The following is a 22,891-nucleotide window of genomic DNA, read 5'->3' on the forward strand; positions in this document are numbered from 1 at the left end:
GCCTCCTTAACGTACTTACGAGCTAAGGAGGCGACAGAGCAGTGGTTCGTTAAAACGAATTATTTAACTACTTTGATCTCAGGCATTTGATACTCACCACTTTGGATTGCATCGTCTGCGCCGTAGAAACGCATGATGGCGTAGAACGGTTTTTCAGGTACTGGCAAGAAGTTTGGATCGACTGCTCGGCCTTTCTCGTTCGCACTCATGTAAATGGTGTAGTAACCGTCTTTGTCTGCTTTCATGGTTCGGTCGCCACGGCTGTGACGGTTTAGGTCGTTTTTCGCCATCAAACGGTTGTCGTTGCCGTAAATAGTAACAGACCAGAATTCGCTGACGTTCGGCGCTTTAAAGCGCATCACGTAATCATGCTTCGAACCATCCAGTTTTTGACCAGTGCTGTCGAAATCTGATTTACGGTAAGACGCTTCGATAGGTGGTAAACCCCACTGACCAAGGTAAGTACCTTCTGCAAAAATATCGCGTGGCGCATCACCCAAGGTATCGCGTGTACCAAGCAACGTACGAGCATCTGTCACTTTAGGTGCAAGTTCGACGAGGTGTTCCATGCCTTTCTTCTCACCAACTTTTGCCAGTTTTAGCTGCTCAGGTGTGAAGTCAGTTTTGCATGGTTCAACACCGATAGATTGGTATTTGTCCAACCACTGTTTGTCTGCATTGCCCATCGAGCCATCACATAGCACGAAGTTCACGCGTTCAAGCCATGTTGAATTTTTTGGATCTGGATACGTTCTTTGTACTGGTTTTGGCCCGTTCTTACCTAAATATTCCGATAGGGTACGAATGTTCCATTGGTCCATGTAGTTAAGCGCTACTTTTGCATCTTCGTCATTCACTGCCATGATGCGACCCATCAGCTTCACAAGGTTGCTGTCTACGCGAACCACTTCGTCGACAGAAGCTGGCACTTCACCTTGCCAATCTTGTGCTGCAAACATGAACTGGCCGCCTTTTGTGCCGCGAGTACGAGAACTGAACGCTGCGTTGGTGTAGTGGCCCATGTCCATCGTGTGCAAGATCCAGTAACGGCCTTCATCCATATCAGGTACGCTCACAATGACAGGTTCTGCAGCAACATCTAACCAGCCCATAAGGTGAAGCGTATCGTTATTAATGGTTGGGTGAGCGGTGTAAGAGTCATCAGCTAGAGCACGAATATTCTGAAAGCGGTTGAGCGGATAGTTGTTTTCTACCGCCGTGTGATAGAAAAACTTGTACGCTTCATCAATAGAGTAGCCGTAGATATAAGCATCTTCTGCAAGATCAACATTGGTGTTAGCCGCAAATACAGGGCTGGCTCCTAGCGCTGATAATCCCAATAGAGTAACGAGTAATTTTTGTTTCATGGCTGGTTTCATCCATTTGGTTGTGAGGATATATTTCCAGCTAAGCTTAGTCGTTAACCCGTTTATTACAGAAATGAACTGTGGGTATTTAGTCTATATCAAAAGTGATATGGTTTGAGAAAAGCTAAAGAGATAACGTTGATGAACTTTGATTACAATTTGCTCAAGGTGCTTGCAGTGATTCTTGAAACACGCAACACCACAACGGCTGCGGAGCGTTTGTGCACCAGCCAGCCTGCTGTGAGCCGAAGCTTGCGTAAAATTCGGGATTTGTTTAACGACGACATTTTAGTGCGCAAGGGCACCAATATGGAGCTCACGCCGAAAGCCGAAGAGATCAAAGCGCAGCTTTCTGGGATCATCAACGACATCGACAAGCTGGTGAATGTTTCTCATAGTTTTGATCCCGCGACCGAAAGCAGTGTTCTGCGTGTTGCGATCAACTCGTCCATTGCGCAATGGTTTTCTGCCGCGTTTACTCAGCTGCTAGCTAAAGAAGCGCCGTTTATGAACTTGGTGATCGAAGACTGGACGGAAACCACGCCAGACAAAATCGATGCGGGTGAAATCGCTTTTGGCATCAACTATTTTCCTATGGAATTGCCGAAACATCTGGTTCAGAAAAAAGGCGGGCGGGACGACTTTGCGCTGGCCTGCCGTGCGACGCATCCGCATGGTGGTAAACGCATGTACTTGGATGACATTTCAGAGTACGCGTACGCGGTTCACATCATCCAACATTGGAATGAAAAAGAAGATCACATCTCGCGCTTATTACAGCCTTTTTCAGTTGTCCCAAGAATTCAACTGCGTACCACGCACATCAACACCATTTTGAATTTGGTTGCGGATAGCGATGTGCTGTTTCCTTGTTCGCGTCACTTGATCAATCAGTTAGATAAGCGTTTTTCTTTTATCGAATTTGATGACGCGCTGCCGAAATTAGAGGGTAACTTCGGTTACGTTTACAGCGTAAAGCGCCGTAATGATCCGTTGATATTGTGGGTTAACAATACCGTTGAATCGTTGATGAAGTCGTTAGGCATTGAGTCGTAACAATGGTTGGTGAAACGGTTTGAACAACCGGGTTCGGTAACGCACTGATCCCGGTTGTGTTGCATGAAGTAATTACTCGTATTCAGAAGCGTAAGTTTCTTCATAAGTGTGCGAGTAAAGCTCGAACAGGTTGCCGAATGGGTCTTCTAGATAGACCATTTTAGCAGGCTTGTTATCGTCTTCTGGGTGGTAACGCATGATGTTCATACGAACTTTGCCACCCAACGCTTCAGTGCGCTTGATTGCACCTTCAAAGTCGTCCGTCTGCAAACAGAAATGGAAGATACCGATGCGAGAAAAATCCACTTCATGGCGCGCTTGACGCTCTTTCATTTCAAATAACTCAAGTCCGATGCCATCGTTTGTCACTAGATGCGCAATGTTGAAGCCTTTAAAGCCCTCACCAAAGACCGCAATACACATTCTGCCAATTGCGGTTTCGCGTTCTTCAATCACTTTCGTGTTGCCCATAACGACTTTTAGACCAAGCGCTTGCGTGTAAAACTCAACCGCTTTATCCATATCTCCGACCATAATACCGACATGATTCATTTTCATTTGTTTGCTCCCAACATGTGTGCTTAAACGTTGTTTTGTTTCGATGTGGGAGAGTATATGGTGCGGTTTTAATTACATTAAATTATTATAAATTATAAAAATAATAATTTTGTGTAATCAACATGAGCGGGGTTCGAGCTAATTGGCTAATGCCTCAACAGCTTGCTGTACCGAGGTGAAGTGAATTTTGATGATGCACCTTTGTGCGAGACTAAACTCATGCGATTGGATGAGTGACGTAACTTCCTCGACGGACAGAGTGCGTTCTTCCGGTTGTAAAACGGTGGTGTTCGAATCGTTATATTGCAACCCGAACGTGTTGCCATTTGAGTCAATTACGTAATCATCTGGCCCCCAAATGAGCGCTTCGCATTCGGAATCAAGATCGGCATGAGAACGCAAATAGATAAGTTCATCGTCGCCATCGAGTTTCAATAAACATGGCCATGTAACCATGGGGCCTCCAGTGTAGTGGCTAAAATTGTTTCAATGTTTGAAAGGGCAAGGTGAGCGCTGGCTTTCAAAGTGTTGGCCTTAAACCGCAGTCAAAAGTTATGTGTGTTGAGCAATAATCGAAAACAGCTCGTCAACCGTTCTTGCCACGTAATCTGGTTGCACGCTCCAATGCTCTGGCATCGCGCCGCTGTACGCTGCTGCAACGGCAATCACTTTACTTTGGCCACCCAACTGCTGTTCGATGTTGCGTGCGAATTGCGTGTCGGCTTCATGGTCACCGATGTACATCAACTGTCTGTTTTCTGCGCAACCAAAAATCGACTCAACGCATTTGATGCCACTGTACGCATCGGGCTTTTGGTGCCCGTTCGAGACGTCATCATACCCGACGATGGATTTAAACGGCGCGCTGATGCCGTTGTCGGACAGCACTCGACGAATATTGTTTTGTGAGTTTTGAGAGCAAATGCCGTGAGGCAGCTGCGCAAACTCTTTAATAACGCCATCAATGCCTTCAAACATGGTTACTGGTGTTTGGTTTTTCTCTTGATGCTCTGCCCATAAACCACCAGCTTTTAGCATTTCATCATGGGACATGCCGTAGTAATCCACGTAGAGCTCTTGCCAGTTTTTCGCCGCGTGGTTTGCGTAGTGATAGTTGGCTTCTGAATGGAGATATTTCGGTAAATTATCGCCAGTTAAATGCGGGGCAACGATGGCTAAGATCGCTTTGGTGATGTCGATGTTTTTCGGTACAGAGTTTACGAGTGTCCCATCGTAATCCCACAATATGGCGTCTAATTTCATTCAACGTTCTCGTTGTTATTGATGGTTAAAAGCTGGAACCGGGTTGCTGCAAAAATGCTAACTCTTCAGGTGTGCTTTCTCTTCCCAAGATGGCGTTGCGATGTGGGTAACGTCCAAATTGGTCGATGATGGCTTTGTGTTTTAGCTCAAAATCGTAGTTATTTTCAAGCCCTGATGCGCGAAACAATTTCTCTGCTTCGACATGAATGAGGCGAGATTCGCTGTGCATAAAAGGCATGTACAAAAAGCTTAGCTGCTCAGGCGCTAATTCTTGATCGTGTCCTAACCGAATTGCTTCTTGAGCCAATGCTAATGCGAGCGGGTCTTGCGCAAACGCTTTTGGGGTGTTGCGATACACATTACGCGAAAACTGGTCGAGGACGATGATTTCGGCCAATCGTCCTTGTGCGCTGTCGCGCCAATTAAACAGTTCACAACGAGCGGCTTGTTCTAGTATCGAGGCAAATCGTGACGCAATATGTTTGTCCAGTTCTGGGTTGTTTTCAAACCAGTTTTGAGGCGTTAGCTCTTCGAACCAGAACTTGATGATTTGTTGATGCATGGCGCTTCCTTTTGTTGTGCCTTAATAGTAAAAAGCCAGAAGCGTGGCTTCTGGCTCTTGGTGTGTTATCGACCGTAAGTCTCTACGATGTAACGTTCAAAATCGTCACACATTTGTTTGTCAGAGATGACGTTGCTTGCCAGTTCTTTACTGCCGTCGACGACTTTAATCATCGCGTTCAGTGAAGCAACTGGTGCTCGTTCTCGTGTTGCAAGTGAGTCGATTTTTTTCTGCTGTACTTCCCACGCTTGCTCTGGGGATAGATTACACACGTCCGCTAGGTACTTGGCATTGAAGCCTTCGCCAGTTAGGCTGAAAATAGTTTCGTTGTGTGACAAATGATTGCCTGCGTGCCAGTAGTGTTTTGCCAGCAGTGGGCCAATTTCTGGGTTATCCGTCAGATAGCCAAACTTCTCAAGGAAGTATGCACGGGTCTGGTACACCGCCATGTGCGCGAGTAGGTAACCTTGATACGCACAAGCCGCTTCGTCGGATAGCAAATGTGGAATCGCCATCAGTGGGCGAGGGCTGCATTCCAAACCAAGGATCTGTTTTTCACAATCGCGAGCCAGCTTAGTGATGCGCTCTGGCGTTAACTCGTCATCGCTAAGTTGATATAACGCGCGTTCAAAATACGGCACAACCAATATGCTACGTTCTTCATAAGCTTTGAATGGCTGACGACTGTTGATCATCGCTTGAATGATCTCATTAGGAACCGGATTCCCTTCATCATCCAGTGCGTATTGTTTTAGCCAATCGGCATCGGTTAACAGGCTGTCACAGAACATCGACTGAGTTTCTGCATAAGCCATTGAAGTCGGCGCAAACTCCTGCGAGAAACAAGGCGCGTTCATTTTTACGTTCGCAAAGTGTGCTGCGTGGCCACCTTCGTGGAACAGCGTGTTAATGCCATCGTAGCCGCTGCCCACTTGGTCTGGTTTGGCATTGCTGGTGAAGTTCACCTGTGCTGCGACCCATTCGCCTTGATTGTAGAAAGAAGGGATAGGGCCGTGGCAGAACCCGTTCGGGTACTTACCTTTGCGGTCTAACAAATCAAGCGTTAGCGTCGCGCCAGAGTAATCAATATTCAGACGACCAAACGACTCTACCCAGCGTCTCAGAGATTTTGAGAACGGCACGTATGGGTCAAGGTCACGCATGACGTCACCCGCGAACGAGTAAACAAAGTTGAAGCCCGTTAGTGCGCTTGCGCCTTTCTCTTTCGCCAAGTTTTCTAAGCTGTTTAGGTGCGCATCTCGCGTGCGTTGTTCGAAATCTTCCAAAATCTCAAACAGCTGCTCAGAGCTCATCTTTTCCGTTTTTTGCACGGAGTAATCAAAGAAGGTCGCATAACCAAGTGAGCGAGCGAACTGGTTGCGCAGTTTGATCAGTTCTATAAAGCCGTTTTGCAGTAGCCATTGTTCAAGGTTCAGCAACGCTTGATGAGCCGATTGGCGAACTTCTTCATGATTGTTGGTGCGAATGGTTGAGCTCAATACTGGCAGTGAACCTTCCACTTGCTCGCCGTTTTCATCGGTAAACGTTTGTACGTGGTTCTGTTTTTTCTCGAACAGCTCAGCTTCAAAGGCAATGAGCTGATTTTTCAACGCTTGTGCCTTTTCGCCCTCGATTGCGTGAGATTCAAACATCGCCAGCCAACCAGAAAGACCCGTAATGGTTTGCTGTTTCTCTTTTGGGTCGGTAATTGAGTCCGCGGCTTCAAGCTGTTGTTTGATGGCAGTAATTTGCTCGGCGTTGCTTAAAAAGCTTGTCCATGCGGTTTGTGCTTGCGTCGAGCCATCATGGTCATCGCTGATCCCCATGTAAGTTTCCCAAAAGAAATCTTCTTTGGTGCGGTGAATCGCGAGGTAACGTTGATTGAGGTCGTTGAGATAATCCGTTGCGGTCATTTTGATCCTTCAAATGGTTGGGAGTAGACCCCTAATTATTGCACGCTTGTTGATAATAAAGGAGGGACAAATTAATTTGCTGGTAGTGTACTGCGTAAACGTGATTTTACTATTTGTTTACATTTTAATGAGTTAGCAAGAGTTGTTACGAGTTCGGAGTGCGCAGTGTTAAGATTGGCACGGGGTTTACAGTTCATCAGGTAATTAATCTGCGAGGCGCGCTCGATGATCTTTGTCATGTGTAATAATATTTCTATATCGCGGCAGTACATATGGAAACGATATGATAAATAAGACAAAAGTTACGCTATTGGCGCTAGGTACGATTTTGGTTGGATGCTCTTCAGTCACGCCGCCAAGAAATGATGCGGTTGAGAACATTCAACAAAAGTGCTCCGTAATTTTAAGCAGTGATGTTTCAGGTGAACAGCGCTGGCAGACATACAACGGCTTGCTTGTAGAATATGCTGTGCATGGCATTAAAACTCAGGCGCAGTTAGAACGCTTTGAAGCGTTTGTGCAGCGAGTACAAAATGATGAATCTGGACAGTTAGTTACCGAGCTGATTGAAGTCACCGATTGGGGATGCTCAAACGGCAATTATCTTGAAGAGATGGGCTTGTTTATTCAAGAAGTTCAAAAGTAAAAAACCGAGCGTTAAGTCGCTCGGTTTTTCTGTTTATGGAACGCTTTGTGCGCTGGCCCGTCAGGACGTTTACTCCTCTGGGTACTCGCCCATACCTTGCGTTTTACCTTCCGCTTTCCAATGCTCACCGGGGTCAAATGCTTCATCGCATAAATCTACGGTGTAGCCCATTTCTGTGATTTCCTTTAAAGTGAGATTATCTGCAATTTTTGCGACTTCACCCGATTTATTACGTAATTCCATGTTGTTTCCTCCTCTGTAGGTAGACGAGCGGTATCGATGCACAGTGACGAATGCATCGGTGACCTTTGTTCTAAGTATATAACTCTCAGCTCAAAATGAGGGTTTAATCCATTTTTATCGTGTGGTTAATTGAGTAATGCTTTGAGCTGCTTCAGTTATTTTTAACTGCATCATCGCGACAGTTGGCTATTTGTGATTTATTGAATGATTAAATTGTCAATCTGGAAAATCGAAATGGTTATTCTCGACCACTCCCTAGCACAGCAAATTGTCGATCGAACCATGTCCATCATTGGTCACAACGTAAATGTGATGAACTCAGCAGGCATCATCATTGGCAGTGGCGATCCCAAACGCGTTGGGCAAGTGCATGATGGCGCGGTATTGGCGTTGAATCACGGCGATTCGCTAGAGCTGAATGAGCAGCAATGTTTGACGTTGCAGGGTGTCAAACCCGGAATCAATATGCTGTTGAAATTGCATGGAGACGTGGTCGGTATTGTTGGTGTGACAGGCGAGCCCGAGAAAATTCGAGATTTCGCCAAACTGGTCAAAATGACCGCTGAATTGACAATCGAGCAAGCCGCGCTGGTGGAAAAATTTCAGTGGGACAGACGTCATCGCGAAGAGTTTATTCTGGCTTGGATCAATGGCAAATTGACCGATGAAGAGCTGAAAGATTGGGCGATGCGTCTTTCTATCGATATTACTCAACCACGGGTGGCAACGGTGATTGAAGTCTCGACGCCGTCCGCCTCAAAAAGCATGAAGAGTGTGCGCAATATTGTTGAGCTGCTTGAATACCCAGAGCGTAACAACCTAGTTGCGATTGTCTCAGTGAATGAAATTGTGGTGCTGAAACCGTGTCATTCCGCCAAGCAGTGGGATAGCCAAATTGAAAGTGAGCGCATTGATAAGTTGATGTCGCGTTTAAGCGATCACGATTCGCATACGTTTCACATTGCGCTAGGGCAGCTGTTTAATGAGCCTAAAGATGTTGCTTTGTCATACCAAAGCGCAAAGCAGGTATTAGCCATTGGCAAGCAGTTCTACCCAGAGAAACGTAAGTACCTGTTCGATGAACTTCGTTTGCCTGTGCTGTTAGCGCCGTTGGCGGATATTTGGCAAGGTGAACAAATTATTGATGGCGTGAAACGGTTGAAAGAGAAAGACAAATCTGGGCAATTACTGAAAACCCTAGATGCGTTGTTTGAATGCAATGGCAATGTGACGGAATGCTCTAAAATGCTGTTTATTCACCGGAACACTCTGCGTTATCGGTTAGAAAAAATCACCGAGATAACAGGGCTGCCAACCACCAATTTTGTGGGGTTAGCGGAGCTTTATATTGCGACTCGTCTCTCAAAAATGGCGTGATATTGTGCATTTGCACAATACGCGTCATTTTTTGACCACATCATTTGTCACTCCGCCTAAAGGAATTCGAAAGCAAACGATTAATAATTCATGCGTCCCTACATGTTGAGTGAGCCAACACGGACTCGCTCAGCAAAATAAGAATAAATGGAGTTATCATGAACCTTATATTAATCCTGCTCGGGGTGATCGCATTTATTGTGCTCACGACCACCAAATTCAAATTACATCCCTTTTTAGCGCTGATCATCGCTGCGTTCCTTGCGGCATTTGCTTACGGCTTACCGGCAGATAGCATTGCCAAAACCATTGCTTCTGGCTTTGGCGGCATCCTTGGTTACATTGGCTTGGTTATCGTTTTAGGTACCATCATCGGTGTTATTTTGGAGAAAAGTGGTGCAGCGATCACCATGGCCGATACGGTTATTAAAGTGTTGGGTGAGCGTTTCCCAACATTGACCATGAGCATCATCGGTTACATCGTTTCTGTTCCGGTATTTTGTGATTCAGGCTTTGTCATTCTGAACTCGCTCAAAGAATCACTCGCGAAGCGTTTAAAAACCTCAAGCGTTGCGATGAGTGTAGCGTTGGCTACTGGCCTATACGCGACGCACACGTTTGTGCCGCCAACTCCTGGCCCGATTGCCGCTGCGGGTAACTTAGGCCTGGAATCTAACCTTGGTTTAGTGATTGGTGTGGGTGTGTTTGTTGCAGCGGTTGCGGCGTTAGCGGGTATGCTGTGGGCGAACCGATTCCAACATGTTGAACCAGATGGCATTGAAGCCGTAGAAGAAATTCAGCAAGACTGGCAAGCACTCAAAGCGTCTTACGGCAAATTGCCAACGGCGAGCCAAGCATTCGCTCCTATTTTTGTTCCTATCTTATTGATCTGTTTTGGCTCTATCGCGAAATTCCCAAGCTTACCGTTGGGCGAAGGTTTTGTGTTTGATGTTCTGACTTTCTTAGGACAGCCACTAACGGCATTGGTGATTGGCCTGTTCCTTTCTGTTCGCCTACTAAAATCAGACAACAAGATTGAAGAATTTGGCGAGCGAATCAGCCAAGGTATTACGGCTGCCGCGCCTATTCTTTTGATTACTGGTGCGGGTGGCGCATTTGGCGCGGTATTAAAAGCCACGCCGCTAGGTGAATACTTAGGTACGACGCTATCGGCGCTGGGCGTGGGTATTTTCATGCCATTTATCGTTGCGGCTGCGCTAAAGTCGGCGCAAGGGTCATCAACGGTTGCATTGGTGACCACATCGGCTTTGGTTGCGCCTATGCTTACGCAATTGGGGCTCGATTCAGAAATGGGCCGCGTATTAACGGTGATGGCGATCGGTGCAGGTGCGATGACGGTTTCTCATGCAAACGACAGTTTCTTCTGGGTAGTTTCGCAGTTTAGCCGCATGTCGGTGGGCTTAGCCTACCGCGCGCAAACCATGGCTACGCTCGTTCAAGGTGTCACGGCAATGGCATTGGTGTACATTTTGAGTCTCGTTCTCTTATAAGTCTCTGGAAATACGTATGAAAGTGGTAATTGCACCTGATTCATTTAAAGAAAGCTTAACCGCCAAACAAGTGAGTGAGGCGATCAAAACGGGTCTTGCTCGCGTATGGCATGATGCCGAGTTTGTTACGGTTCCGGTCGCAGACGGTGGCGAAGGCACGGTTCAATCTTTGATAGATGCAACTCAAGGCGAACAAGTCTTTACAACGGTGACCGCGCCATTAGGGAATGATGTTGAAGCGTTTTATGGCATCCTCGGTGACGGCGAAACCGCGGTTATTGAAATGGCGGAGGCCAGTGGGCTGCACCTTGTGCCGAGTGATGCTCGCGACCCAAAACTGACCAGCAGCATTGGTACCGGACAGCTGATCAAACATGCGCTAGACAGAGGTATTCAACGCTTAATCATTGGTTTGGGCGGCAGCTCTACCAATGATGGTGGCGTGGGCATGTTGACCGAGTTGGGGGTAACGTTTCTTGATGAATCTGGTCATGCAATTACCCCAAATGGAGGCGGGTTAGCGGCGCTTGCGTCCATCGATATTTCTGGTCTTGACCCTCGTTTAGCAACTTGCGAAGTGTTGGTAGCGTGCGATGTTGATAACCCACTCTGTGGTGACAAAGGCGCGTCGGCTATCTTTGGCCCACAAAAGGGAGCGACGGCGTCAGACGTCACTCTGCTCGATAACGCATTGCGCAAGTTTGGCGAGTTGACGGAACAAGCGACGGGTAAGCACGTACTGACTCGTGAAGGGGCGGGTGCTGCTGGTGGTATGGGAGCGGCCTTGCTCGGGTACACGGCAGCACGTTTGCAACCGGGAATTGAGATTGTGCTTGAAACGGTCAAGCTTGCTCAGCATGTTGCGGATGCGGATATTGTATTCACAGGCGAGGGTCGAATCGATCATCAAACCGCACATGGCAAAACGCCGATGGGAGTTGCTCAGGTGGCCAAGCAGTTTGATTTACCAGTCGTTGCATTGGCTGGTTGTGTGGGCGACAACTATCAGGCGGTCTATGAATGCGGTATTGATGCGGTGTTTGCTTGTGTACCAAGGGCGATGAGCTTATCTGAGGCCATGAACGAGGCCGACGTCAACGTTGCCAATTTAGCCGAAAACGTCGCGAGAATGTGGCAAATTAAGTCGCACTGAGGGCGATAACGATACGAGAAAACTCCACCTTTGCGTGGAGTTTTTTGTTGTTACCAGTCTACGTATGCGGGCATAAGTTCATTTAGCAAGAGCGAGTTAACGAACATGCTTTGCTATCAACTTTGCCAGTGTTTGCATCGCGTGACTCCAATCGGTTTCACTACCAAAGTTTGCCACGCTGAGGCGCACGCAATGTCGATATTGTCCTTGAGTGCCAAATACGGTACCGGGAAGTAGGCTGATTCTGTGTTGATTACACGCTTGATACAACGCATAGCTGTCCGTTTCTTTGGGCAGGCGCAACCAAAGCAAGAACGAACCTTGCACGGCGTTGATCTGGTATCGATTTTTTAGAGATTCGTATTCATCCAAGTATTGATGAAGCATCTGGATAAATCGGCGCATGTTGTTTTGATAAACCCGACCCATTCGCGCAGTATGCGTTCGATACTTACCGGACGTTAGAAACGTTGCCACGGCTGATTGCATTAGGTTCAAACTGCCCATGTTTTCACACAGTAGATATTGCTCAATTTGATCTCGATATCGCCCCGCTAACATCCAACCAATTCTCAAACGCGAATCGAGCGTTTTGGATAACGAATTCACGTAAATTACGCGTTGCTTGTCATCGAGCAAGCTCAAGCTTGATAATGGTTTGTCATAACCTAACCCGCCAAACACATCGTCTTCGATAATAGGAATATTGCCAGACGCCAATAGCAATTGCTGGCGCTTTTCTAGCGGCATCATGGCACCAGTTGGGTTGGTGAAGTTTGGCGTTACGATGATCGCCTTTACGTCCCATGTCGCCATTGCTTTTGCTAAGGCTTCGGGACACATACCGTCGCGCGGGCAACTCGGAATTTCCACCGCTTTGAGGCCGAGTGATTCGAGCATCAATAAGTTGCCAAAATAGCAAGGGGACTCCACCGCGACAATATCGCCTTTTTGTGTCGTTGCGCGCAGCGCTAGGCTAATTGCTTGTTGCGCGCCGTGCGTCACCATGATCTCATCCAACTTGGCTGGCGTGCCCAAATCTTGCGTGATTTTCGCCAGTTGTTTGATTAAGAGGTGATCACCGGGTGGTAATTGGTAATGGCTCGGTACATGCGTTTGCTGGCGGCTGTGGCGGCCAATCTCGGCGTACAAGCTTTTGATCGCGGGGGAATCAATATTTGGGTGGGCAGAGCCAGCGGGTAAACGCTCTTGGTATTCAGGGTACGTGAGGATTTCTTTGCAGATCGAGAGCAAATCCACGCGAGTCGGATCCGGAATTGAGCGAGAAGTCGGCAAGGCGATTTTTACTCGATAACCCGACTTGGGAAGCGAGTACACCAAGTTTTGCGCTTCCAACTCTTGATACGCACGAATCACGGTGTTTTTGCTGACGCTTAATTCTTGGCTCAATGAGCGAATGGAGGGTAGTCGATCATCCACTTGGTAAACGCCACCATTGATGGCTTGTTTAAGGTGCTTTTCCACCACGAGGTACTTATTCCCTTCACCGCTTTTCAATAAATCTGTACCCATAAAAACACTTCCATCTGTCACTTTTTGAAAACACTGTACCTAATTACATTAACAGTATCTCAAAACATAAAACAAGCGTGAGTGAGGCGATCATGTTAATCCGAGCCATCCCTTTTGTATTTGTCATCCTTTGGGCTTCTGGATTTGTTGGTGCGCGTTTTGGTTTGCAGTATGCCGAGCCAGCGACACTACTTTCTATCCGTATGGCATTCAATGTCTTACTGTTTTTGGTTCTTGTGGCGGTATTGCGTAGAAGGTTGCCGACAGGAAGCGATTTCTGGCACAGCTGTGTGGTGGGTGTGTTGATCCATGGCTTCTATTTAGGCGGCACTTATTTCGCTATTGATTTGGGTATGCCTGCAGGGCTGAGTTCGTTGTTGGTGGGCATTCAGCCGATTTTAACCGCGGCTTTGCTGGTGGTGTTTGTTCGTGAGGAATTTAAACCCTCGCAATGGCTGGGTTTGGCTCTAGGCTTTGTCGGCATCGCTATGGTGCTGATGGGAAACATGGAGTGGCAGTCTGAGCAACATAAATTCTTAGCCATTGGAGTCTGTTTACTGTCTTTGGTTGGTATCACGTTAGGGACGCTGTATCAGAAAAAACATTGCCAACAGGTGGATATGGTTGGTGGTGCGACGGTGCAATATTTGGCCGCACTCATCATGTTTCTGCCTGTTGCGATGCAGTTTGAAACCATGCAAGTTCAGTGGGAACTGGAGTTTATTTTGACCGTGTTGTGGTTGGTCGTCGTGCTCTCTTGTGTGGCGATTCTATTGTTGCTGTACATGGTGCGAAATGGGGCGTCTTCGAGTGTGGCGTCTGTGTTTTACCTAGTGCCGCCAACAACCGCGATTCAAGCTTGGCTCGCGTTTGGAGAGTCGTTTGATTGGATGGGCATTTCTGGCTTTGCATTGGCGGCCACGGCGGTCTATCTAGTGGTTAAAAAGCCAGAGCTGACGATAAAAAAATCGGTTCAAACAGAATATACCTAAATTGGGTAGGGACATTCACGTGCCAGTGAGTACAATTCTGCCTCATCTTAATCCGTGGAGCAGAGTGATGACGGCAAAGCCAGACCGAATGACCGCGATGCGTAATATCATCGACCAAGTAAAAGCTGAACTACCGATTTACGAACCGGAAACTTTTGTGTGTGGGCCGGAAGGGCAGTGCATCGGTTGTCCAAAGAAATTATTAGAAATGGTCGATTCAGAGGTTACTTATTGGGAGTCGGCAATGGAGCGGGGTGTGATTCCGCAGTTTGATGAGATCCGTCGTTTCGGGAAGATGTGCACTAACGTACGTCGCGGACTTGTTCGTAATAACGTTCCACTACTCGGGTAATCTACTTCAGTAAATAAGTGATTGATAAATAAAGTCCTAAAGTTGACACATAAATGTGTGCGTTTGCATAGTAACTTGGCGAGCGGTCTCAACTTTGGCCCATGACTCTTGTTTGTCATCTACTAGGGCTTTAAACCTTTTAAATCAGCGATATATTGGCAAGGTCTCACATGGATGTGAGGCAAACGACCATTCATTCTGCTGAGATAAAAAAGTGAGATTAAAGGGATTTACGCTGATGGAAATCACCATAGTGCTCGCCACTTTGGCTTTCATCGCTTTGGCTGCGTTGCCAACACTACTCCACATTCATCGCCAAGCCTATGCGTCGATGTTACACAGTTCCAATTCGTCATTGGGTACCGCGCTTAAATTTTTCAACGCCCGAGTGGCGATAGACAATGCCGCCGAGCAAAACCAAGTCCACTATATTGATAGGAACGTAAAAACCTTAAGCGGTATGCCAGAAGCGAGCGCCAATAGCATTGGCGCGTTATTAGAAATCGATTTGCCGCAGAGTGGCGTGTCCCAAATTGATGTTCCCTGCAAAGGCAGTGACTTTTGTATTATTGGTCAGCAACACCCAAATAGTACCCACTTTGTGTCTATTCCCGATTATCAATTTGTCGACCAGTCAGGTCTTGATCGGGTGGTGTACATTTGGCCGCAAGGGTATACCTTGGCAGAAGAGGCATGCTATTTCTATTATGTAAATCAAGCATCCACAGAGTCTATCGTCCGAGGGCACGTTACTGAGGGTTGTTAGGCGCGCTTAACATCATCTTCTGACTCATCAACACTTCGCCATTGGGGAGAGTGACTTCTCCTAGTTCACCATGGTGCTCAAATCCAAATCGTTCGTACAACGCTATCGCGGCAAGGTTGTCCTTATAAACATTAAGTACAATGGTGTCGTAACCATATTCCCAGGCACTTTTAAGTGCGACAGATAATAGCTGCTTACCTAGCCCTTTTCCTCTGAATGTTCTATCGATATGAATACCTAAAATGCCTGTGCTAGTGAGTTGACCGCCTTCATAACCGCACAGTTCGGCAGGAAAAATCTCTACACTACCAATCAGAACGTGATGCTCCAAAGCAACAAATTGAGGAATCGATTCAAGTTCTACGCGACGTAAAATACTGGTCAGGGTGTCTTTATCTGGAGCCGGACTGCGCAGGTATTTACCTTCGGCATAGACTCGGTTCCACAGTTCGGTAAAGCGCTCGATATCGCTTACCTGGATGGGTCTGATTTGCATTCATCTTCCTTGATTAGTGCAGGTTAGTGATGGTTAAGGTACGAGTTCAGATAAACAGCGAATTTGATTCGGAATGGGATCGGTTGGCGCATTGGCTCCTGTTGGATTAAACCAAATCGTATTTACGCCAGCTTGCATTGCAGGGTAAATGTCTTTATGAGGCAAGTCGCCAACCATAGTTAACTCACTCACGTTAACCCCTAGTTGTTTTGCGATAGTAAGATAAAACTCAGGTTGGTTTTTAGCGATGCCGAGATTGGCAAAACAAAAGTAGCCATTTAAGTACTGGTCTAAGTCGACGCGGACGAATGCACGCTGAATCTCTTCCATGTTGGAATCAGACGCACTGGTCGCAATGTAAATAGCATGATTTTGGGAAAGTGTTGCCAGTGTTTCTTTGGCCAGAGGAATCGTTTCTACGTGTTCCCAATCGCACATTTTTCCTTGTGCGTGAGGGAAATCCACCATTAAGGTGTTCCCCCAATCGAAAAGATAAATCATGTTCGAATCTCCTTTATCCGCACATCATATCGTCTTTTCTAAAATCAGGGGATAAATTGCATCGATAAATGCGATTTAGGTGGCTTTAGTCGTGAAAAGCGCTTAATTGTAGTTATCGTTACAAATGTTTCAGCATAATACGTGAGTTAGTTTTAAAACCTTGCTTGTCGTAAAACCGCTGTGCTTGTTGATTGAATTCCATCACTTCTAATCGAACTTGTGTAGCATTGGCATCGCGCGCCCATTGCTCACAAGCCTCAAGCAGTTGGCGACCGATACCCTGCTGCTTTTGTTCTTCATTGACGACAATCGTTCCTACTCGACAAATTGGATCTTTGATCAGAAAGCTGACGGTTTCATTCTGAGTGATCATCGCGGTTAAAAAGCCGACTACCTCCTTTTCATGTTCTGCGACTAAAAACAAGCGTTCATCATTCTCGAGAGCCTGAGTGAGGAACGCTCGGTCGTCTTCCGAAGGTGCTACAAAAGCTTCAGGCGCGTTGGCAAAATGCAGTGCGTTGATTTGTAGGTTTAATTCAAAAATTGCATCCAAATCGTCAGGAGTTGCTTGTCGAATGTTGACTTCCATTTTACTTACCGCCTGAAAGATCGATAAAAGAGCCTGTAACATAAGAAGCTTCATCACTGAGTAGCCAAGCGATCGCATTCGCCACTTCTTCTACCGTACCGCCCCGTTTCAGTGGAATTTGAGGGCTGAGCCTATCCACTCGGTTTGGTTCTCCACCATCGGCGTGCATATCGGTATAAATGAAACCAGGTCGAACGCCATTGACGCGAATATTTCGGTCTGCCAATTCAAGCGATAACCCTTTGGTTAAGGTATCCATTGCGCCTTTTGATGTGGCGTAATCGACATATTCGAATGGCGCGCCTGAGCGTGATGCCCCAGAAGAAACATTCACAATTGCGCCACCAGTACTGAATCGCTTCGCCGCTTCTCTACAACAGAGAAAGCAGCTATTCACATTAGTGTTCATTACTTTCTGAAAGCGTTCCAAGCTGATTTCCGCCAACGGTGACTGAGTAAATAGAATGCCAACGTTGTTGACCAAATGGGTGACTGAGCCTAGTGCGTTTTCTGTTGCATCGAAAAGATTGAGCACTTGTTGCTCGTCCGATACATCTGCTTGAACGGCGATCGCTTTTCCGCCATTTGCTTGTATGTCTCTGACCACTTGGTGAGCTGCTTCACTTTGCGCACGGTAATTAACACACACGGCATAGCCTTGCTCGGCCAGTTTTTTCGCCGTTGCGGCTCCAATGCCTCGGCTTGCGCCAGTAACGATGACTACTTTATTCAAAATACATCCTTATTTTTGTAGCGAGTAGATTTTGTCGGCGTAACGCTTGTCGCCAATTTGGTATGCGTCAGGAATGACTTCAGATAGCTCGAATCCGCACTTCATGAGAACACGCTCTGAAGCAATATTCCCTTCAGTGACCGTAGCGGAAAAGCGGTCGATGTCATGTGTTGCTCTCGCCCAATTTAGAAGCGCTTGAAGGGTTTCTGTTCCAAACTGTCGGCCATGAAATTCAGGCAAAAGTAAGTAACCCACCTCTGCGTTACCTTCTTCAATGGCAAGGCCAGTGACGCCAATCGGTTGTTCAGATTGCTTTTCGAACATGACGAGGCAAAGCCAGTGCTGACTGTCTGGTGTCCATGGTAATAATCGCGAAGCAAATTTTTCTTTTATTTGTTTTTCGCTCGGGCGATCAAAACAGAGCTCAATGATCTCTGGTTCGGAATGTAATCGCTGAAATAGTTCCCAATCGCTGGCTTCGATAGGTCTTAATCGGCTTCGGTGAGTCTCAATATAAACTGACATGCGTGTCCTTACAGCATTTATGTAGAGAGCCAGTTTCTCATCCTCTTATCTCTTTAATCAAACGGTTGCATTTACAAAAGTGATTTGTGTGGTGAATGCCTAGTTGGGGAATGAATTCTTACTGAATATTCATTTATGGGATGAAAATAACGAAATTTCATACTTGAGACACTTAGAGCAACACGGAAATGATGTGGATCAAGAGAGAACTACCCATAAAGTAGTATTTTGCGATCTATAATTACATTTTATTTGGAAGTGTTGCTAATTATGTCAATAAAAAAACGATATGTTGCACTGCTGGTTGCTGCCGGCATTGGTGTGGGCTGGTTAACATTAGGTGGTACTGCAGCGGTAATGCATTACACCTCTGATACTGAGTTCTGTCTCTCGTGCCACTCTATGGAAATCCCTTACAAAGAGTACCAAGGCTCAGTGCACTTCAGTAATGCGAAAGGCATTCGTGCCGAGTGTTCTGATTGCCACATCCCACAAGAACCGATGGACTACCTGATCACGAAGATTCGTGCATCGAAAGACATCTACCATGAGTTCGTGACTGGCAAGATCGACACGCCAGAAAAATACGAAGCGCACCGCAAAGAGCTTGCGGAGATGGTGTGGGAGCAGTTCCGTGAAAACGACTCTGCTACGTGCCGTTCTTGCCACGACTTTGACGCGATGGAAGAATTTGAGCAATCTCGCGATGCAGCGAAAATGCACGAGTACGCAAAAGCGAACGATCAAACGTGTATCGATTGTCACAAAGGCGTTGCTCACTTTGCACCAGAAGCTGAGCTAGACAGCAAGGCATTTGAAACGTTGATGAGCTTCACCACAAAAACATCACCTGGTGCCAAAGTCGTTTACCCTGTGACTGAAATCGCAATGGGTGAAATGGGTAAAATTAACCCAACGACGAAGTTAGAAGTAATCAGCTCTGAAGGTGATGAGCGTACTGTTAAGTTGGACGCATTCCAAATGAAAGGCGCAGAGCAAGTGCTGTACATGGGTGAAGGTCAACGTGCCATCGTAGCAACGCTAACCGAGCAAGGTCAGCAAGCTCTTGAGGGCGGTGAGTTTAAGGCCGACGTTTACGGCAACGAATGGCGCGCAGTGTCACTAACAGGCACGATCGATTCTCCTGTTGTGGATACGCTTGACCCAGTTTGGTCATACGCAGAAGAGCTAGACAACGTTTATTGTGCAACTTGTCACGCGAAAATTCCTTCAAATCACTTCACAGTGAACGCTTGGGGACCAGTGGCGAAGAGTATGGGTGATCGAACAGACATCACTGCCGAAAACCTAGAAATTCTTACTAAGTTCTTCCAGCACCACGCGAAAGATGTGGTTGGTCACTAACGATAAATAGAAGGATAAGATTATGACTAATTTAACCCGTCGTGGATTTCTAAAAGGCACAGGTATGGCGGCTGGCGCCATGGCATTTACTTCTTTTTCGCCTATGTCTGTTGCGTCTTCAAACCAGCGTGGCAAGGGCATTTTGACAGCGGGCCGCATGGGCCCAATGTTATGTGAAGTGAAAGATGGCAAGCTAGTATCGACTACTAATGCTCTTCCACAAACTGTACCAAATAGTCTACAAACTACTGGGCCTGACCAAGTGCATACCAAGGCGCGTGTGAAGTACCCAATGGTACGTAAAGGCTACTTGGCAAACCCATCGTCGCCAGAAGGTGTGCGCGGTAGTGATGAGTTTGTGCGTGTGTCTTGGGATGAGGCTTACAAGCTGATCCACGAACAGCACATGCGCATTCGTAAAGAATATGGCCCTGCTTCTGTGTTTGCTGGCTCTTACGGCTGGCGTTCAAGTGGCGTGCTGCACAAAGCACAAACCTTGCTGCAACGTTACATGAGCATGGCGGGCGGCTATTCAGGCCACTTGGGTGACTACTCAACGGGTGCTGCGCAGATCATCATGCCGCACGTTGTGGGCTCTATCGAAGTGTACGAGCAACAAACTACATACCCAGTGGTACTAGAGCACAGCGATGTGGTTGTGCTTTGGGGCTTAAACCCAATCAACACTCTAAAAATCGCGTGGAGCTCAACAGACTGTGCTGGTCTTGAATTCTTCCATCAATTGAAAAAATCAGGCAAGACGGTTATTGCGATTGACCCTATTCGTTCTGAAACCATCGAGTTCTTTGGTGAGAATGCGGAGTGGATTGCTCCTCACCCAATGACCGACGTAGCAATGATGATGGGTATCGCACACACCTTGGTGAAACAAGGTAAGCACGATAAAGCCTTCCTCGATAAATACACCGCAGGCTACGATAAGTTTGAAGCGTACCTGATGGGCGAAGAAGACGGCGTAGAAAAATCAGCAGAATGGGCATCACAAATCTGTGGCGTACCTGCGAAGCAACTTGAGCTACTGGCGGACATCTTCAGTAAAAACCGCACCATGTTGATGGCTGGTTGGGGTATGCAGCGCCAACAATACGGTGAGCAGCGTCACTGGATGCTGGTTACACTGGCAACGATGTTGGGTCAAATCGGTTTACCGGGCGGTGGTTTTGGTTTCTCTTACCACTACTCAAACGGTGGTAACCCTGCTCGTGACGCTGGCGTGCTTCCTGCGATTTCAGCATCACTGGGTGGCGGCTCTTCTGCGGGTAACGACTGGGCAGTGTCTGGCGCGGTGCAAAGCTTCCCTGTGGCGCGTATTGTCGAGGCGTTGGAAAACCCAGGTCAATCCTACCATCACAACGGTCATGAACTGACGTTCCCGAACATTAAGATGATTTGGTGGGCTGGCGGTGCGAATTTTACTCACCACCAAGACACCAACCGCTTGATTAAAGCGTGGCAAAAGCCTGAGCTGATCGTGATTTCAGAGCCTTACTGGACGGCGGCTGCGAAGCATGCGGACATCGTTCTGCCAATCACCACTTCGTTCGAGCGTAACGACTTAACGATGACGGGTGACTACAGTAACCAACACTTGGTGCCAATGAAGCAAGTGGTTGAGCCGCAAGGTGAAGCGCGTAATGACTTCGATGTATTCGCGGACATGGCAGAGATGCTAGCACCGGGTGGCCGTGATGTGTACACCGAAGGCAAAACCGAAATGGAATGGTTGTACGGCTTCTACAAGGTGGCGCAACAAGGTGGCCGTGGCTCTCGCATTGCAATGCCGAACTTCAGCAAGTTCTGGGAAGATAACCAACTGATCGAGATGAAGTGGAACGAGAAGAACGCACAGTTTGTTCGTTACGCGGATTTCCGTGAAGACCCGATCATGAACCCGCTAGGTACGCCAAGTGGTAAGATTGAAATCTTCTCGAAAACCATTGAAGGTTACCAGTTGGAAGACTGTCCTCCACACCCAACGTGGATGGCACCAACCGAGTACACCGGCAATGCAAAAGATGGCGAGTTGCAGCTAATGACCGCGCACGCAGCGCATCGTCTACACAGCCAGTTTAACTACGCGAAGATTCGTGAAGAGTACGCAATTGCAAACCGTGAACCTATTTGGATTCACCCTGAAGATGCGAAAGCGCGTGGTATTAAAACGGGCGATCTAGTTCGTGCGTTTAACAATCGTGGCCAAGTATTGGTTGGCGCGGAAGTGACTGACCGAATCAAGCAAGGTTCAGTATGTATTCATGAAGGCGGTTGGCCGGATTTGGATCCGAAAACCGGCATTTGTAAGAACGGCGGTTGTAACGTGTTAACGTTGGATATTCCGACCTCTCGACTTGCAAACGGCTGTGCGGCGAACTCGGCACTGGTTCGTATTGAAAAATACACTGGCCCAGAATTAGAACTAACGGCGTTTGAACCACCAAAAAATGGCTAGAAAAAAGTAGCGCTTGAAAGCAAGAAGCCAGCGAATCGCTGGCTTCTTTTTTATCTAGTCATCGTTCACATTAGCGCGAAGCGAGAGAAACAAATGGCATCTGTTTCTTAATTTGAAATGTCGGGAGTAAAGTAAATACAATCGCGACAAACAAGACCGAACCTATTAAATCTTCAGGGCGATGCATGCCTAGCCATAAGCGGCTATATGCGACGCTCATTCCCCACATCCACAATGACAGTGCAGAGATATAGCACTTGTTCTGTAAGAACAACCCACCGAAGAAAGCCAAACAAATCGAAACGAAAATCGTATGGCCGGATGGGAAAGAATAGTCTTTCTCGCCTTGCCAATGGCGTGTTCGCCAATCACTGACTTGTTCAGTAACCTGGTTAATTACGTTGGCTTGTTGTTTTGTATCTAACTGATAAAAAGTTTCTGGTGTTTCAATCAATTGTTCTGCTGCGAGCAATTCCGTGTATGGGCGCGGGCTTTCTGTCATAAGTTTTAGCCCCGTTTTGCTGGCAAAGCCAATCACAAGTAACAGCCCTAACATTGAGAGTTTTTGCATCCACTCAGTGCGACTTGGTTTAAAGCGAAATAAAGAAAGTAGTAGCAGCGTTAAGGTAATTAAAAAGCCTTTGCTGCCAGCAGAATCTGTGAGCAAAGTAAAAGTAATACCCAGACTTTCAGGCACCTGTGAAGTGAGATTGTGATAAGAGCCAAACAGCGACATTGGGATGATGCCAAGAACAAACAAGGCGAGCATCATCAATCCATATTTTTTGGTTTTCATTGAGAGCGTTTTGTTTTTTATTGAGGGTTATTCAACCACGTGAAAATAAGGGGCTTATCTTACGTTATCTGGCGTGAAAAACTTATCAACGCTTTGTCAATTTGACGAGAGAATGAAGGTTGAG

At 46.9% G+C, this 22,891-nt stretch carries 24 protein-coding genes; 10 read left to right on the forward strand and 14 right to left on the reverse strand.

Annotated elements, in window-relative coordinates:
• Positions 1-59: 59 nt before the first annotated feature.
• Complete coding sequence (locus D8S93_RS13930) at positions 60-1,367, reverse strand: DUF1254 domain-containing protein (protein WP_152813781.1); 1,308 nt, start codon at positions 1,365-1,367, stop codon at positions 60-62.
• Positions 1,368-1,508: 141 nt separating this feature from the next.
• Here D8S93_RS13930 and D8S93_RS13935 point away from each other — a divergent pair, with 141 nt between their 5' ends.
• Positions 1,509-2,423 carry a LysR family transcriptional regulator gene (locus tag D8S93_RS13935; RefSeq protein ID WP_006740978.1) on the forward strand — a complete coding sequence of 305 codons (915 nt, stop codon included), beginning with the start codon at positions 1,509-1,511 and terminating at the stop codon, positions 2,421-2,423.
• Positions 2,424-2,495: 72 nt separating this feature from the next.
• Here D8S93_RS13935 and D8S93_RS13940 read toward each other — a convergent pair whose 3' ends face one another.
• The 5 genes from D8S93_RS13940 to D8S93_RS13960 form a co-directional block, all read right to left on the reverse strand.
• The gene (locus D8S93_RS13940) at positions 2,496-2,981 is read right to left on the reverse strand and encodes a VOC family protein (protein ID WP_047706337.1); all 486 of its coding nucleotides are present in this window, start codon (positions 2,979-2,981) and stop codon (positions 2,496-2,498) included.
• Positions 2,982-3,119: 138 nt separating this feature from the next.
• Positions 3,120-3,437: a DUF4144 domain-containing protein gene (locus D8S93_RS13945; protein WP_005460842.1), complete on the reverse strand. Its 318-nt coding sequence runs from the start codon at positions 3,435-3,437 to the stop codon at positions 3,120-3,122.
• Positions 3,438-3,533: 96 nt separating this feature from the next.
• Positions 3,534-4,244: an HAD family hydrolase gene (locus tag D8S93_RS13950; protein WP_152813783.1), complete on the reverse strand. Its 711-nt coding sequence runs from the start codon at positions 4,242-4,244 to the stop codon at positions 3,534-3,536.
• Between the two features lie 25 nt (positions 4,245-4,269).
• Complete coding sequence (locus D8S93_RS13955; RefSeq protein ID WP_152813785.1) at positions 4,270-4,806, reverse strand: DUF924 family protein; 537 nt, start codon at positions 4,804-4,806, stop codon at positions 4,270-4,272.
• A 65-nt stretch (positions 4,807-4,871) separates the two neighbouring features.
• Positions 4,872-6,719 (reverse strand): M3 family metallopeptidase, encoded by a 1,848-nt coding sequence (locus D8S93_RS13960; protein ID WP_152813788.1) that lies wholly within the window; start codon positions 6,717-6,719, stop codon positions 4,872-4,874.
• Between the two features lie 283 nt (positions 6,720-7,002).
• Between D8S93_RS13960 and D8S93_RS13965 the strand changes: the two genes are divergently transcribed.
• On the forward strand, positions 7,003-7,365 hold the full coding sequence (locus tag D8S93_RS13965; RefSeq protein ID WP_047009761.1) for a hypothetical protein: 363 nt from the start codon (positions 7,003-7,005) through the stop codon (positions 7,363-7,365).
• A 69-nt stretch (positions 7,366-7,434) separates the two neighbouring features.
• On the opposite strand, the gene D8S93_RS13970 is transcribed toward D8S93_RS13965, so the two are convergent.
• Positions 7,435-7,608 carry a hypothetical protein gene (locus D8S93_RS13970; protein WP_005391896.1) on the reverse strand — a complete coding sequence of 58 codons (174 nt, stop codon included), beginning with the start codon at positions 7,606-7,608 and terminating at the stop codon, positions 7,435-7,437.
• A 234-nt stretch (positions 7,609-7,842) separates the two neighbouring features.
• On the opposite strand from D8S93_RS13970, the gene D8S93_RS13975 reads away from it, so the two are divergent.
• From D8S93_RS13975 to D8S93_RS13985, 3 genes are all read left to right on the forward strand, one after another.
• Positions 7,843-8,985 (forward strand): sugar diacid recognition domain-containing protein, encoded by a 1,143-nt coding sequence (locus D8S93_RS13975; protein WP_104972184.1) that lies wholly within the window; start codon positions 7,843-7,845, stop codon positions 8,983-8,985.
• A 158-nt stretch (positions 8,986-9,143) separates the two neighbouring features.
• Positions 9,144-10,496 carry a GntP family permease gene (locus tag D8S93_RS13980; RefSeq protein ID WP_005391886.1) on the forward strand — a complete coding sequence of 451 codons (1,353 nt, stop codon included), beginning with the start codon at positions 9,144-9,146 and terminating at the stop codon, positions 10,494-10,496.
• Between the two features lie 16 nt (positions 10,497-10,512).
• Entirely contained in the window at positions 10,513-11,649 is a 1,137-nt protein-coding gene (locus D8S93_RS13985) for a glycerate kinase (RefSeq protein ID WP_152813790.1), read from the forward strand.
• Between the two features lie 96 nt (positions 11,650-11,745).
• Here D8S93_RS13985 and D8S93_RS13990 read toward each other — a convergent pair whose 3' ends face one another.
• Entirely contained in the window at positions 11,746-13,182 is a 1,437-nt protein-coding gene (locus D8S93_RS13990) for a PLP-dependent aminotransferase family protein (RefSeq protein WP_152813792.1), read from the reverse strand.
• 92 nt (positions 13,183-13,274) lie between these two features.
• Here D8S93_RS13990 and D8S93_RS13995 point away from each other — a divergent pair, with 92 nt between their 5' ends.
• The 3 genes from D8S93_RS13995 (at position 13,275) to D8S93_RS14005 (ending at position 15,292) form a co-directional block, all read left to right on the forward strand.
• On the forward strand, positions 13,275-14,174 hold the full coding sequence (locus D8S93_RS13995) for a DMT family transporter (protein WP_152813794.1): 900 nt from the start codon (positions 13,275-13,277) through the stop codon (positions 14,172-14,174).
• Positions 14,175-14,241: 67 nt separating this feature from the next.
• Entirely contained in the window at positions 14,242-14,526 is a 285-nt protein-coding gene (locus tag D8S93_RS14000; RefSeq protein WP_006740989.1) for a hypothetical protein, read from the forward strand.
• Positions 14,527-14,764: 238 nt separating this feature from the next.
• Positions 14,765-15,292, forward strand: a complete 528-nt coding sequence (locus tag D8S93_RS14005) for a hypothetical protein (protein ID WP_152813796.1) — start codon at positions 14,765-14,767, stop codon at positions 15,290-15,292.
• Here the strand turns inward: D8S93_RS14005 and D8S93_RS14010 are convergent.
• The 5 genes from D8S93_RS14010 to D8S93_RS14030 form a co-directional block, all read right to left on the reverse strand.
• On the reverse strand, positions 15,276-15,788 hold the full coding sequence (locus D8S93_RS14010; RefSeq protein WP_152813798.1) for a GNAT family N-acetyltransferase: 513 nt from the start codon (positions 15,786-15,788) through the stop codon (positions 15,276-15,278). The genes D8S93_RS14005 and D8S93_RS14010 overlap by 17 nt on opposite strands.
• 33 nt (positions 15,789-15,821) lie before the next feature.
• A complete protein-coding gene (locus D8S93_RS14015; protein WP_152813800.1) occupies positions 15,822-16,289 on the reverse strand; it encodes an HAD family hydrolase in 468 nt (155 codons plus the stop codon).
• Between the two features lie 118 nt (positions 16,290-16,407).
• Entirely contained in the window at positions 16,408-16,878 is a 471-nt protein-coding gene (locus D8S93_RS14020) for a GNAT family N-acetyltransferase (RefSeq protein ID WP_152813802.1), read from the reverse strand.
• A 1-nt stretch (position 16,879) separates the two neighbouring features.
• Positions 16,880-17,611: a glucose 1-dehydrogenase gene (locus tag D8S93_RS14025; protein WP_006740993.1), complete on the reverse strand. Its 732-nt coding sequence runs from the start codon at positions 17,609-17,611 to the stop codon at positions 16,880-16,882.
• A 9-nt stretch (positions 17,612-17,620) separates the two neighbouring features.
• Positions 17,621-18,136 carry a GNAT family N-acetyltransferase gene (locus tag D8S93_RS14030; RefSeq protein WP_152813804.1) on the reverse strand — a complete coding sequence of 172 codons (516 nt, stop codon included), beginning with the start codon at positions 18,134-18,136 and terminating at the stop codon, positions 17,621-17,623.
• 270 nt (positions 18,137-18,406) lie between these two features.
• Here D8S93_RS14030 and D8S93_RS14035 point away from each other — a divergent pair, with 270 nt between their 5' ends.
• Both D8S93_RS14035 and D8S93_RS14040 read left to right on the forward strand, forming a co-directional pair.
• Positions 18,407-19,501 carry a NapC/NirT family cytochrome c gene (locus D8S93_RS14035; protein WP_005391870.1) on the forward strand — a complete coding sequence of 365 codons (1,095 nt, stop codon included), beginning with the start codon at positions 18,407-18,409 and terminating at the stop codon, positions 19,499-19,501.
• A gap of 22 nt (positions 19,502-19,523) precedes the next feature.
• Positions 19,524-21,971, forward strand: coding sequence for a trimethylamine-N-oxide reductase 2 (locus D8S93_RS14040; protein ID WP_152813806.1), 2,448 nt, complete (start codon positions 19,524-19,526; stop codon positions 21,969-21,971).
• A 70-nt stretch (positions 21,972-22,041) separates the two neighbouring features.
• On the opposite strand, the gene D8S93_RS14045 is transcribed toward D8S93_RS14040, so the two are convergent.
• Complete coding sequence (locus tag D8S93_RS14045; RefSeq protein WP_065645281.1) at positions 22,042-22,767, reverse strand: phosphatase PAP2 family protein; 726 nt, start codon at positions 22,765-22,767, stop codon at positions 22,042-22,044.
• Positions 22,768-22,891 lie beyond the last annotated feature (124 nt).

It is taken from the genome of Vibrio sp. VGrn 2, from assembly GCF_009361695.1.
Lineage (GTDB): Bacteria > Pseudomonadota > Gammaproteobacteria > Enterobacterales > Vibrionaceae > Vibrio > Vibrio diabolicus.

Coding starts and splice junctions, on each gene's coding strand:
- D8S93_RS13930 (WP_152813781.1), bottom strand. CDS start 1,367: ATGAAACAAAAATTACTCGTTACTCTATTGGGATTATCAGCGCTAGGA.
- D8S93_RS13935 (WP_006740978.1), top strand. CDS start 1,509: ATGAACTTTGATTACAATTTGCTCAAGGTGCTTGCAGTGATTCTTGAA.
- D8S93_RS13940 (WP_047706337.1), bottom strand. CDS start 2,981: ATGAAAATGAATCATGTCGGTATTATGGTCGGAGATATGGATAAAGCG.
- D8S93_RS13945 (WP_005460842.1), bottom strand. CDS start 3,437: ATGGTTACATGGCCATGTTTATTGAAACTCGATGGCGACGATGAACTT.
- D8S93_RS13950 (WP_152813783.1), bottom strand. CDS start 4,244: ATGAAATTAGACGCCATATTGTGGGATTACGATGGGACACTCGTAAAC.
- D8S93_RS13955 (WP_152813785.1), bottom strand. CDS start 4,806: ATGCATCAACAAATCATCAAGTTCTGGTTCGAAGAGCTAACGCCTCAA.
- D8S93_RS13960 (WP_152813788.1), bottom strand. CDS start 6,719: ATGACCGCAACGGATTATCTCAACGACCTCAATCAACGTTACCTCGCG.
- D8S93_RS13965 (WP_047009761.1), top strand. CDS start 7,003: ATGATAAATAAGACAAAAGTTACGCTATTGGCGCTAGGTACGATTTTG.
- D8S93_RS13970 (WP_005391896.1), bottom strand. CDS start 7,608: ATGGAATTACGTAATAAATCGGGTGAAGTCGCAAAAATTGCAGATAAT.
- D8S93_RS13975 (WP_104972184.1), top strand. CDS start 7,843: ATGGTTATTCTCGACCACTCCCTAGCACAGCAAATTGTCGATCGAACC.
- D8S93_RS13980 (WP_005391886.1), top strand. CDS start 9,144: ATGAACCTTATATTAATCCTGCTCGGGGTGATCGCATTTATTGTGCTC.
- D8S93_RS13985 (WP_152813790.1), top strand. CDS start 10,513: ATGAAAGTGGTAATTGCACCTGATTCATTTAAAGAAAGCTTAACCGCC.
- D8S93_RS13990 (WP_152813792.1), bottom strand. CDS start 13,182: ATGGGTACAGATTTATTGAAAAGCGGTGAAGGGAATAAGTACCTCGTG.
- D8S93_RS13995 (WP_152813794.1), top strand. CDS start 13,275: ATGTTAATCCGAGCCATCCCTTTTGTATTTGTCATCCTTTGGGCTTCT.
- D8S93_RS14000 (WP_006740989.1), top strand. CDS start 14,242: ATGACGGCAAAGCCAGACCGAATGACCGCGATGCGTAATATCATCGAC.
- D8S93_RS14005 (WP_152813796.1), top strand. CDS start 14,765: ATGGAAATCACCATAGTGCTCGCCACTTTGGCTTTCATCGCTTTGGCT.
- D8S93_RS14010 (WP_152813798.1), bottom strand. CDS start 15,788: ATGCAAATCAGACCCATCCAGGTAAGCGATATCGAGCGCTTTACCGAA.
- D8S93_RS14015 (WP_152813800.1), bottom strand. CDS start 16,289: ATGATTTATCTTTTCGATTGGGGGAACACCTTAATGGTGGATTTCCCT.
- D8S93_RS14020 (WP_152813802.1), bottom strand. CDS start 16,878: ATGGAAGTCAACATTCGACAAGCAACTCCTGACGATTTGGATGCAATT.
- D8S93_RS14030 (WP_152813804.1), bottom strand. CDS start 18,136: ATGTCAGTTTATATTGAGACTCACCGAAGCCGATTAAGACCTATCGAA.
- D8S93_RS14035 (WP_005391870.1), top strand. CDS start 18,407: ATGTCAATAAAAAAACGATATGTTGCACTGCTGGTTGCTGCCGGCATT.
- D8S93_RS14040 (WP_152813806.1), top strand. CDS start 19,524: ATGACTAATTTAACCCGTCGTGGATTTCTAAAAGGCACAGGTATGGCG.
- D8S93_RS14045 (WP_065645281.1), bottom strand. CDS start 22,767: ATGAAAACCAAAAAATATGGATTGATGATGCTCGCCTTGTTTGTTCTT.